The sequence below is a fragment of the Synechococcus sp. CB0205 genome (assembly GCF_000179255.1).
Taxonomy (GTDB): Bacteria; Cyanobacteriota; Cyanobacteriia; order PCC-6307; family Cyanobiaceae; genus Vulcanococcus.
Genome location: NZ_ADXM01000019.1, coordinates 61,964 through 71,598 on the forward strand (window position 1 = coordinate 61,964; position 9,635 = coordinate 71,598).

The window sequence follows — 9,635 nt, forward strand, 5'->3', positions numbered from 1 at the left end:
CAGCGGCACCCGGGTGGGGCTAGGTGTGGTTGCCGAACAGTGCCCGAACCACCGTGAACGCCGAGGCCCGAATCCAAGGCAGCACCGCGCTTGTGGGGGTACTGGGCGATCCGGTGCGCCACTCCCTCTCGCCCGTGATGCACAACGTGGCGCTCGAGGCCATGGGCCTGGACTGGGCCTACCTGGCCCTACCCACGCCAACGGCTGAGCTGGGAACCGTCGTGCAAGCCCTGGAAGCAATGGGCTGCCGCGGCCTGAACGTGACCATCCCCCACAAGCAGGCCGTGGCGGCGCTCTGCAGCGAACTCAGTCCACTGGCGGAGCGGCTGGGGGCCGTGAACACCCTGGTGCCGCGCCAGGGTGGCGGCTGGCTTGGCACCAACACCGATGTGGAAGGCTTCTGCGCGCCGCTGCGGGAGGTCAGCTGGAGCAGCAAGCGGGCGCTGGTGCTCGGCTGCGGCGGCAGTGCCCGCGCCGTCGTCGCCGGCCTGGTGGAGCTGGGCTTTGCCGAGATCGTTCTGGCCGGGCGACGGCCGGAAGTCCTCGAGGCCTTCCAGGCGGACTGCCGGAGCTGGGCGCCCCAACTCAGCACCCTCAGCTGGGACAGCGGAATCGCCGCAACCCTCGCCCAGGCGGATCTGCTGGTGAACACCACGCCCGTAGGCATGGCCTCGGCCACGGACCCCGCCGCCGCCCAGGCCTGCCCCCTCAGTGACAGCGAACTCGCGGCGCTTTCAGCCGAAGCCTGGGTCTACGACTTGATCTACACACCTCGGCCAACCGCGCTACTGCAGCGGGCAACGGCCAAAGGTTGCCGCAGCCTGGATGGCCTGCGCATGCTGGTGGAGCAGGGGGCCGCCTCCCTGCGCCTCTGGAGCGGCAGGAGCGAGGTGCCCGTCGAGGTCATGCACCAGGCCGCCCTGCGCCAGCTCTAACGTCACACCCAAGGCGACGGAGTGCGATGACGATCCCCAGTTGGCAGCGGCTTCTGGCCTTGCTGACCTATCTCCTGCCCTGGAGCGATGGTCTGCCCTTCGGGCGCTCCCTGACGAGCCTGTTTCCAGTTCTGCAGTGGTTGAGCCTGCCGGCCCTGCCGCTGGTGCTGATCGAGCAGGCCATTCCCTTCGGCGGGTTCATCCTGTTTTTGGTGCTCTTCCTGGGCGTGGTGCGCAACCAGCGGGTCCCCTACTTCATCCGCTTCAACGCCCTGCAGGCCATCCTGCTGGACATCATCCTGATCGTGCTGTCCCTGGCGTTCAACCTGCTGCTCGCCCCCCTGGGCGGGAACTTTGCGGTGCGGACCCTGGCCAACACCGTCTTCCTGGGGATGCTCGTGCTGGTGCTGTTCGGGATCATCCAGTGCCTGCGCGGCAAGGAAGCCGACATCCCCAGCCTGTCTGAAGCGGTTCGCATGCAGCTGTAGGGTGGACGATCCGCCGCTGATGAACCGGGCTCACCCCCACCCCATCAGCCACCGTCCCTTTCGGCGTCCACGTCGGATCGCGTAAGCCATGTCGCAGCCCTACTACGAAACGATGTACATCCTTCGTCCGGACATCCCGGAGGAAGAGGTGGAAACCCATATCACCAAGTACCGCGATCTCGTCACCGAAGCCGGTGCTGAGGTTCTGGATTGCCAGATGCGCGGCAAGCGCCGCCTGGCCTACACCATTGCCAAGCACAAGGAAGGCATCTACGTGCAGCTGGCCCACAACGGCGACGGCCAACAGGTGGCAGCTCTCGAGAAGGCCATGCGCCTGAGCGAAGACGTGATCCGCTACCTGACCGTCAAGCAGGACGGCCCCCTGCCCGCTCCCCGCAGCGGCCCTGCACCCCAGGCCACCAGCGACGAAGCCGCTCTGCAGACCGCAGACGCCTGATCTCGAAAGGCATCTCGCCCCTTGTTCCCTCCTGGAGCCTTGGTTAGGTTCCAGGAGGTTTTTTATTGACCAGCCGTTGGAGCACCAAGACCTGCAGGCGGCCTTGGCCAAAAGCCAACAGGAGCTGGAGCGCGCACAGGAGCAGATCGCCGAACTGGAGGCCCTGCTGGCGGAGTTGCCCGGCATTTTTGAGCGGAAGTTCAGCCAGCGGCTCGAGCCAATCCTTGAGCGACAGCGGCTCTTGAGCGCCGACAACGAACGGCTCCAGCAGAGCTCCCAGCGGGAGGAGCCCCTGGTTCTTCCACTGCAGCCGGCGCAGCCGCGGATGGGATCCCGGGTGCGGGCGCTCTGGCCCCAGAACCAGGACCCGTCAGTGGCGGCCTGAAGCAGGCCCTAGCGCTGGCTGTTCGCCCAGAGACGGGTCGGCAGACCCCAGACGTAGATGAAGCCCTCGGCGGCGCGGTGATCGAACTGATCCCCGGCGTCGTAGGTGGCCATGTCAGGCACGTAGAGGCTGTTGGCGCTGCTGCGGCCGACGACGGTGGCGTTGCCCTTGTGCAGCTTCACCTTGACCGTGCCGTTGACGGTGCGCTGGGTGCGATCGATGAAGCCATCCAGCGCATCCTTCAACGGGCCGTACCACAGGCCTTGGTAGACCACATCGGCCCACTGCTGCTCCAGCTGACGCTTGCTGCGCAGCACGTCCGCCGCCAGGGTCAGGCTCTCCAGTTCCTGGTGGGCCTTGATCAGCAGCAACAAACCGGGGGTTTCGTAAATCTCACGGCTCTTGATCCCCACCACGCGGTTCTCGATCATGTCGAGACGGCCATAGCCGTGGCTGCCGGCCAGGGCATTGGCGCGGCGGATCAGGCTGACGGGATCCAGGCGCTCGCCATCGATGCTGACGGGATTGCCGTTCTCGAAGCCGATCTCCACCACCTGGGCCTGCTCCGGGGCCGCCTCCACGCTGACGGTGAGGGCATAGATCTCCTCAGGGGGTTCCACGTTGGGATCCTCCAGAGGTCCGGCCTCAATCGAGCGACCTAGCAGGTTGAGGTCGATCGAATAGGGCGACTTCTTGCTCACCGGGGAAGGGATCCCGCAACGCTCGCCGTAGGCGATCGTCTCCTCACGGCTCATGCCCCATTCCCGCGCCGGGGTCAGGACCTTCAAATCCGGCGCCAGAGCGCCGATCGCCACGTCGAAGCGCACCTGGTCGTTGCCCTTGCCCGTGCAGCCGTGGGCCACGGCATCCGCACCGACTTCGCGGGCAATCTCCACCAGGCGGCGGGCGATCAGAGGACGCGCCAGGGCCGTGGAGAGGGGATAGCGACCTTCGTAGAGGGCGTTGGCCCGGATCGCCGGGAAGGCGAAATCACGGATGAACGGCTCGATCAGGTCACCCACGATCGACTGGCTAGCACCGGAGTCCAGAGCCTTCTGACGGATGGGCTCAAGCTCATCCCCCTGTCCCAGATCCGCAGCGAAGGTAATGACCTCCTCCACGCCCCACTCGTTCTTGAGATAGGGAATACAGACGCTGGTATCCACACCACCGGAATACGCCAGCACAGCCTTCTTGGCCCGGCCCATCAACGCTCTCCATGCGCGCAATCGATCGATTCTCCACTGTCGCGGTGGCGGATCATCTGGAAGGCCAGCCAACCGGCCATGCCCAAAGGCGGAACCAGCACCAGGGCCAAGGCCAGAACCGCTGCCAGCTCAGGCCGCGCGAGGGCCCAGGACTGCTCCAGCAGGGGCGTGCTCCAACGCTTCCCGGCCCAGACCAAGCACGCACTGATGGCCAGGGCTGCACCCCAAGCCGGCCACAGCCGCCATGTCATAAGAGCCTTGGGGAGAGTCTCAGATAGGATGGCGGATTGGAGCCAGCTGGGTAGCTACGAACCCGGCAAACCTGTACACCGACGTCCGACGGGCCTCACGCGATGAGCAGCAACCTCAGCACCAGCCTCTCCCAGCTGGATGGCATTAACCCCTCGCTGACCCGTTACGGCCGCAGCGAACCCGCCCCGGTGCTGCCCCTGCGGGAAGAGCCCGACCTGTTGAGCTGGCTCGAGACCAGCGGCCGCTTGGTGGTCGATGAGGAAGCCGCCACCAGCGACGTCAGCACCGTGGAAGAAGAAGAACTCTCCGCACTGATGGGCGAGAAAGAGGACTACAAGGCCGACGACGAGCAAAACGAGGAAAACTGGGAGGACTGATTCCCCCCACCTCTGTGGTCTCCACCAGCAGGCTCATCGCCTCGATGCCCAGCAACAGCCGCCAACTGGCGCTGCTGCTGGGCTTATTGCTGCTTGGGGTCTGTGCCGGCTGCGACTGGTTCACGCGGACGCCGCAGCTCACCGTGCCCCTGCTCGTGGCCGCAGCGATCAGCGCGATGGTCTGCGCCTGGGGTGTGCCGCGCCTGCGGAACCTCAAGCTGGGCCAGGTCATCCGCCAGGAGGGGCCGCAGAGCCACCTCAGCAAAGCGGGCACCCCGACCATGGGTGGACTGCTGGTGGTGCCTGTCGGCGTCCTGATCGGTGGGCTGATTGCCCCCAGCGACCTGCGCCTACCAGGAGTCGCGGCCATCACCCTGGCCTACATGGCCATCGGCGGATTCGATGACTGGCGCAGCTTGACCAAGCGCCACAACAACGGCCTCTCCCCCAGCGGCAAGCTGCTGCTGCAGGCCCTCAGTGCCGGCGGCTTCCTCGCTTGGGCCGCTTGGCATGAACTGATCACAGACAGCATCGCCCTGCCCCTGGGCTGGATCCTGCCGCTGGGCCTCTTGATCTGGCCCCTGGGATTGTTTGTCTTTCTGGCGGAGAGCAACGCCACCAACCTCACCGATGGCCTCGATGGCCTGGCGGCCGGATGCGGAGCCATCGTCTTCAGCGGCATGGGGGTCCAGCTGATGCTGAGGGGAAACCAGGGGGACCCCGCCCTGGCCGCCTTCTCCGCCGCCATGGCCGGCTGCTGGCTGGGCTTTCTGCTGTTCAATCGACACCCGGCACGGGTGTTCATGGGAGACACCGGCTCCCTGGCGATGGGCGCCGCCCTCGCGGCCGTCGCGCTGCTGAGCGACAGCCTTTGGGCCCTGCTCTTGATGGGGGGAATCTTCCTGGCGGAGTCCCTCTCGGTGATCGTTCAGGTCTGGGTCTTCAAAGCCACCAAGGGCCCCGATGGGGTCGGCAGGCGGGTCTTCCGCATGGCGCCCTTGCATCACCACTTCGAACTGGGCGGAGCAGCCGAACAGCAGGTGGTCGTTGGGTTCTGGCTGATCAGTGCGGCCCTGGCCGCCCTGGGGTTACTGCTGCTGGCCTGAGCCCGCTCGGTAGTAACGGCAGTAGCCAAGAACCGTGGAATAGGCGTTGTAGCGGCCGGGCTTCAGGCGCAATTGCTGCATCGCCTCGGCATCTGTCAGCTGCATCGAGGCCCAGCGGGCACAGACTTGGCGGTGGTCCACCCAGAACCAGGCCACCACGGCAGCAAGGGTCCCCAAGAGCAACAGCACGAGCCAAGGCCAGCGCTGACTCATGCGGCCACGTCCCAATCGCGAGGCTGCTCCAGATCAGAGCGCTGCGGATCCAGGGTTCGAGGCGAGAAGCCGACGACCTGGGAATAGCCCGGCTGACGCAGTCGCTCCCGCTTGGCTGCCCGCTGGACGGCCGCGGAGTAATAGGAGTAGCCCATGAAAGCCGCCGAAGCAGCGACCATCACGGCAGGGAGATGGATCAGGATCTCCATCAACTCAAACCGCTTGCCAACGCTTTGGAGTGGGCATTGCTTTGCTTTGCCGCCAAACCAAGAAGTTCGGTCTTAATCGTTACGCAAGCCAGGCAGGTTGTCCAGGGCGATCAGAACTATTGGGCCTGCAGCGCAGGCATTGCTTCATCCGTCTCTGTGTTGTTCACAGGGGGCGGACCATCCCCGAGCCAGGTACACATCACCACCCCAAGGGCCAGCAACAGGATCAATACGATCAAGCGCACAGCGCGGCCCGTTGAAGTCATGGCCAAACGGTTGTTTTGATCACCCAACCCTGTCAGCGGGAGCCCACAGAGAGCACAGAGCGTTACAAGAACAACAGTTCAAAGCCTTGAGGCAGCGCATCATTCACTCACGACCTTCGGGTCGGGCAAGGGAGATTCTCAAGGGGGTGTGGCAACCCCCTTTTTTATTGGCCAGGCGCAAGCTGCCGAGGACGCCTACGGTCAAGTCAGCACTCCTGAGCCATGGCCTACTTTACCTGGAAATGTAGGCGTTAGGATTATGACTGGGATCTGAGGGGGTCAAACCCCTCAATACCCACGCCATACCAACGAAACCATGCCCAGGATCGTCGATAAGCGTGAGGTGCTTAACGGCAGAGGCTGTGTCTTGCTCTACGGGTCCGGAACCTCTGCTGGGTCGTTCTTTTATCGGGAGCTGGTCAAAGGCAGCAGGTCTTACCGGCAGCGCAAGATCCCAAACGTCACCTCAATGGAAGATGCCGTCCAGGCGGCGGTCGAGGTTGCCTTCGCGATACAAGCCGAGGAGCAGGACACACCTGATCTCGTCCGAGAGCTGGTAGGCAGCTCCAGAAGCACAGGACGAAGCAAGAGCTACACAGAGCACGTCATGCAGCGCCAACCACGGCGGCAGCTGATTGAGAACGCCGTACGCAGCTTCCTAGACCAAGAACAGCGCCGAAATACTGCAGGTCTGATCACGGCCAAAACAAAGCAGCAAAAGGGGATCACACTTACCCAACACCTGATGCCCTACCTGGCGTCCCAGGGCGTCCTGTACACCAACCAAATCCAGGCTGGAACCTTTAGGGACTACGAGCTCTTCAGGAGCACAGCAACGCCGCTAAGCAGGAACGTCGAGATCGGTCACATCAAGGATTTCTGCAAAAACTATTTAGTCAAAAATAGATTGCTAGATGCGGACCTGCTGTTGGACAAAGATTTCCTAGCGAGAAGTCGGGTCAAACAAACAGATCGAATGAAGAACCCGGCGATCAACGCAGAAGACTGGAAAACAATCGTTGACTACGTTCGTGGTCCATATCGGAACAGCGCCAAACGATTACAAAACCACAGGATCTATTACTGGAGGACCCTGTTCTGGCACTTCATCCTGTTCATGAAGAACACGGGCATGTCACCTGAGGAGATCCTCAAGCTGAGGTGGAAGCAAGTCGAGATTGTCGATGAAGGTAGAACGACCAGCAGCGGACAACGCGAAGAGTGGCTGGTCTCCTACATCTACACAATTCGCAGCAAGACGAACCAAGCTCGGGAGATCCCAGCGAACCAAGCACGGGAGCTGATCAGGTGGAAGGAGTTCCAAGAGGAGTACATCACCTCCAAAAACCTGAAGGCATCAATAGGCCGTGAGACTTTCGTATTCTCAAACCCAAATAATGAACTGAAGGGTTACGGCTACTCCAATTTCCAGCGGTCATGGAAGGAGGTACTTGAAGCTGTTCAATCAAAACTGAAGGGTCACCGCTTCTCACCCCACCCGTACACTATTTACTCAATGCGGTCTACATTCATTGAGGATCACCTACTCAAGGGCACACCCGTCTATGAAGTAGCCGAGATGGCTGGCCACTCAGTCGTGGAGACACAAAGAACTTACGCTCGACTAAACCTGCGGGCAAAAGGGCGAGAGATCACCATGCCAACACTCGGCAAACGAGAAAAGACTGGGGAAAAGAAAGATCTGTTCGAGAGCACCACGACAGACACGACATCTTGAAACAAGCGGCAGAGGTTCAGTCGCTGCCAATTGGCAGGCAGAAACCGCCAGAAGTCGAAACGATAAATGCCCTTGATATCTAACTCTTATCGAGGCCAAACCCACAACATTATATATACATAGGGGGAATGCACTCACCCTTAATCCAATATGCATATAAGAAGCAGCAACATGGCGGACTAATAAGGAAGGACTTATATCCACTGCTTCTTCCGGCTTCCCTTTAAAGCGTTCTATCTAGAACACAAGGTTATGTACCAACTATGGCAGTTATTCTTAGAGATGTTGCACCTCCGATCAGGGAGGTGTCAAAGCTTGGTTATGCAGCAGTCGCCGTATACAGCCTGCTGTTTGAATCAGCACACCGCGAGTGGGAATACGCTCGCTGTCTAGGAGCATTCTCTCGCGACACTGGTGGAACAACCACATGGTCGCACAAAGCAATTGCTGAGACCCTAAAGATGGGAAAGGCAAAGGTAATTCAGGCAACCGACGCCCTTCTGGACTCAGGGTTCTTGCAAGTTATTGGGCGGGTTTCGTCGTCTAAGGGCAGCAAGCATCGAATCTATCGAGTGATTCACCCGAATGAAATTGAGGCACAACAGCTAGTTATTTCCTTCTTTGATGAACCGCCATCTCTGCGCAATAAAAAGATCGACTCAATGAAGCATTCTTCATCTGAGAACTTTAATAGCTGAAGGCCGAGGGCTTCTACCAAGACTCCCAAACCACAGAACTAAACTTTTTTATTCTTATGTTCCATAACAAATATCAGCGACGCAGAGGGATGCGTCCGAGCACTACTGCTGCGTCCGCTGCTCAAACTGAACTAATTCAAGGACCAGTAACACATTCACAATCCTCCACTGACTTAGGTCGTGAAGCAGCTCGACAGTTGAGGGAACTCAATAACCCCAATACGAGGTACATAGACAAGCCTGATGCAACTACCAATAAGAACCTTCTCCGTGCTGCACAAGCCCGTCAACAGGCTGCCATGGGCTCTGTAAGGCGTCAGGTACTCGGCGAGGGTGTCGGGGCGTCTCTCAAGCCCTCAGGGACGTACCCAGCGCCATCCGTTCCACCACGACAAACAATTCAACTTGTCGCTAAAGGTGGTTCGATGAGACTGATGCCAGCTCCAGCAATTGGAGCAAACATCGCTGCTGGTATCGCCGCATATGCAATTGAACGTGCTGCACAACCAGCAGTTGAGTATCTAGGTGAAAAACTCGCTAGAGGCTTATATAGCGGTTATGAAGCCATCTTTGGTGATACCGACGGTATGACGTTCGATGAGTTGCAAGCGCATCATCGAAAGATTGAACAGGAGTATCTACGACGACAACAACGGCAAGAGCAGCCGATTACTCAACAACCATCTTCACCAGTCAATAAGCAGGGTTCTCAATCAACATCACAAACACCAAAACCAGAACCAGCAGAACGACAACAGGTTTTAACAATTGAACCAGTGACGCAGGCTGCTCCTGCTGTTGATGAGCGGAACTTTGAGTACCAGAGGCGTCGTCTGGCATTAGGAGATAACCCACCTAAAGAAGAGATGGATGCTGTTCGTGACTTTGGGTTGACTGAGCACAAGAAGAACTTTCCCTATCTGCACAATGCTTAGCTGAAGAAAAAGCAGTTAAATAACTAAGTATAGATGCGAGTTGAGCTTGCCTACTATGTCGCCATATTCTCACCGTGATCAGCTAGCCCTGGTCGATGCTGGAGAAGGAAGGATGACCGCCAATCTGCGTGAATAAATATGACAGTCCGCTTTTTCGCGTTCAACAGCGATACAATTTGCGGGCAATTGACTTGAACATGGAAACGTCTCCCTTTCTTGTTGATGGTAATAACCCTTACTTCTTCTCCGGCACTGCGCCGCTGAATGAAAAGATCTACGGTTTCTCGACCGATCTTGGAGACGTAGATAGTTACTACCTAGACGCTAGACCTGGAGAGACATATCTAATTTCTGTCTCTGGAGTGGGC

Annotated in this window: 13 protein-coding genes; 9 read left to right on the forward strand and 4 right to left on the reverse strand. The window is 59.6% G+C overall.

The window, feature by feature from the left end; genetic code table 11:
• Positions 1-23: 23 nt before the first annotated feature.
• The 4 genes from CB0205_RS0102245 to CB0205_RS14130 all read left to right on the forward strand — a co-directional run bounded on the left by CB0205_RS0102245 (position 24) and on the right by CB0205_RS14130 (position 2,265).
• Complete coding sequence (locus tag CB0205_RS0102245) at positions 24-935, forward strand: shikimate dehydrogenase (protein WP_010313836.1); 912 nt, start codon at positions 24-26, stop codon at positions 933-935.
• A gap of 26 nt (positions 936-961) precedes the next feature.
• Complete coding sequence (locus tag CB0205_RS0102250; RefSeq protein ID WP_010313838.1) at positions 962-1,423, forward strand: Tic20 family protein; 462 nt, start codon at positions 962-964, stop codon at positions 1,421-1,423.
• Between the two features lie 88 nt (positions 1,424-1,511).
• The gene (gene rpsF, locus CB0205_RS0102255) at positions 1,512-1,880 is read left to right on the forward strand and encodes a 30S ribosomal protein S6 (RefSeq protein ID WP_029626057.1); all 369 of its coding nucleotides are present in this window, start codon (positions 1,512-1,514) and stop codon (positions 1,878-1,880) included.
• 76 nt (positions 1,881-1,956) lie between these two features.
• Positions 1,957-2,265, forward strand: coding sequence for a hypothetical protein (locus CB0205_RS14130; protein ID WP_010313843.1), 309 nt, complete (start codon positions 1,957-1,959; stop codon positions 2,263-2,265).
• A gap of 8 nt (positions 2,266-2,273) precedes the next feature.
• Here the strand turns inward: CB0205_RS14130 and CB0205_RS0102265 are convergent, their stop codons facing one another.
• On the reverse strand, positions 2,274-3,473 hold the full coding sequence (locus tag CB0205_RS0102265) for an argininosuccinate synthase (RefSeq protein ID WP_010313846.1): 1,200 nt from the start codon (positions 3,471-3,473) through the stop codon (positions 2,274-2,276).
• Positions 3,473-3,724: a hypothetical protein gene (locus CB0205_RS0102270; protein WP_029626058.1), complete on the reverse strand. Its 252-nt coding sequence runs from the start codon at positions 3,722-3,724 to the stop codon at positions 3,473-3,475. Before CB0205_RS0102270 ends, CB0205_RS0102265 begins: the two co-directional genes overlap by 1 nt.
• A gap of 102 nt (positions 3,725-3,826) precedes the next feature.
• On the opposite strand from CB0205_RS0102270, the gene CB0205_RS0102275 reads away from it, so the two are divergent.
• Positions 3,827-4,102, forward strand: a complete 276-nt coding sequence (locus tag CB0205_RS0102275; protein WP_010313850.1) for a DUF3134 domain-containing protein — start codon at positions 3,827-3,829, stop codon at positions 4,100-4,102.
• Positions 4,103-4,146: 44 nt separating this feature from the next.
• Positions 4,147-5,208 (forward strand): phospho-N-acetylmuramoyl-pentapeptide-transferase, encoded by a 1,062-nt coding sequence (gene mraY, locus CB0205_RS0102280; protein ID WP_010313852.1) that lies wholly within the window; start codon positions 4,147-4,149, stop codon positions 5,206-5,208.
• Here mraY and CB0205_RS0102285 read toward each other — a convergent pair.
• Both CB0205_RS0102285 and CB0205_RS0102290 read right to left on the reverse strand, forming a co-directional pair.
• Positions 5,191-5,421, reverse strand: coding sequence for a hypothetical protein (locus tag CB0205_RS0102285; protein WP_029626059.1), 231 nt, complete (start codon positions 5,419-5,421; stop codon positions 5,191-5,193). The genes mraY and CB0205_RS0102285 overlap by 18 nt on opposite strands.
• Positions 5,418-5,630: a hypothetical protein gene (locus CB0205_RS0102290; RefSeq protein WP_010313856.1), complete on the reverse strand. Its 213-nt coding sequence runs from the start codon at positions 5,628-5,630 to the stop codon at positions 5,418-5,420. Before CB0205_RS0102290 ends, CB0205_RS0102285 begins: the two co-directional genes overlap by 4 nt.
• 582 nt (positions 5,631-6,212) lie before the next feature.
• On the opposite strand from CB0205_RS0102290, the gene CB0205_RS0102300 reads away from it, so the two are divergent.
• From CB0205_RS0102300 to CB0205_RS15820, 3 genes are all read left to right on the forward strand, one after another.
• Positions 6,213-7,634 carry a tyrosine-type recombinase/integrase gene (locus CB0205_RS0102300; RefSeq protein WP_010313860.1) on the forward strand — a complete coding sequence of 474 codons (1,422 nt, stop codon included), beginning with the start codon at positions 6,213-6,215 and terminating at the stop codon, positions 7,632-7,634.
• Positions 7,635-7,939: 305 nt separating this feature from the next.
• A complete protein-coding gene (locus CB0205_RS15815; protein ID WP_156797759.1) occupies positions 7,940-8,332 on the forward strand; it encodes a hypothetical protein in 393 nt (130 codons plus the stop codon).
• A 434-nt stretch (positions 8,333-8,766) separates the two neighbouring features.
• On the forward strand, positions 8,767-9,267 hold the full coding sequence (locus CB0205_RS15820) for a hypothetical protein (protein WP_156797761.1): 501 nt from the start codon (positions 8,767-8,769) through the stop codon (positions 9,265-9,267).
• The last annotated feature ends 368 nt before the right edge of the window (positions 9,268-9,635 follow it).

Excerpts from the sequence above, each read along its gene's own strand:
- CB0205_RS0102270 (WP_029626058.1), bottom strand. The coding sequence starts at position 3,724 with ATGACATGGCGGCTGTGGCCGGCTTGGGGTGCAGCCCTGGCCATCAGT.
- rpsF (WP_029626057.1), top strand. The coding sequence starts at position 1,512 with ATGTCGCAGCCCTACTACGAAACGATGTACATCCTTCGTCCGGACATC.
- mraY (WP_010313852.1), top strand. The coding sequence starts at position 4,147 with ATGCCCAGCAACAGCCGCCAACTGGCGCTGCTGCTGGGCTTATTGCTG.
- CB0205_RS0102275 (WP_010313850.1), top strand. The coding sequence starts at position 3,827 with ATGAGCAGCAACCTCAGCACCAGCCTCTCCCAGCTGGATGGCATTAAC.
- CB0205_RS0102265 (WP_010313846.1), bottom strand. The coding sequence starts at position 3,473 with ATGGGCCGGGCCAAGAAGGCTGTGCTGGCGTATTCCGGTGGTGTGGAT.
- CB0205_RS0102300 (WP_010313860.1), top strand. The coding sequence starts at position 6,213 with ATGCCCAGGATCGTCGATAAGCGTGAGGTGCTTAACGGCAGAGGCTGT.
- CB0205_RS0102285 (WP_029626059.1), bottom strand. The coding sequence starts at position 5,421 with ATGAGTCAGCGCTGGCCTTGGCTCGTGCTGTTGCTCTTGGGGACCCTT.
- CB0205_RS0102250 (WP_010313838.1), top strand. The coding sequence starts at position 962 with ATGACGATCCCCAGTTGGCAGCGGCTTCTGGCCTTGCTGACCTATCTC.
- CB0205_RS15820 (WP_156797761.1), top strand. The coding sequence starts at position 8,767 with ATGCCAGCTCCAGCAATTGGAGCAAACATCGCTGCTGGTATCGCCGCA.
- CB0205_RS0102290 (WP_010313856.1), bottom strand. The coding sequence starts at position 5,630 with ATGGAGATCCTGATCCATCTCCCTGCCGTGATGGTCGCTGCTTCGGCG.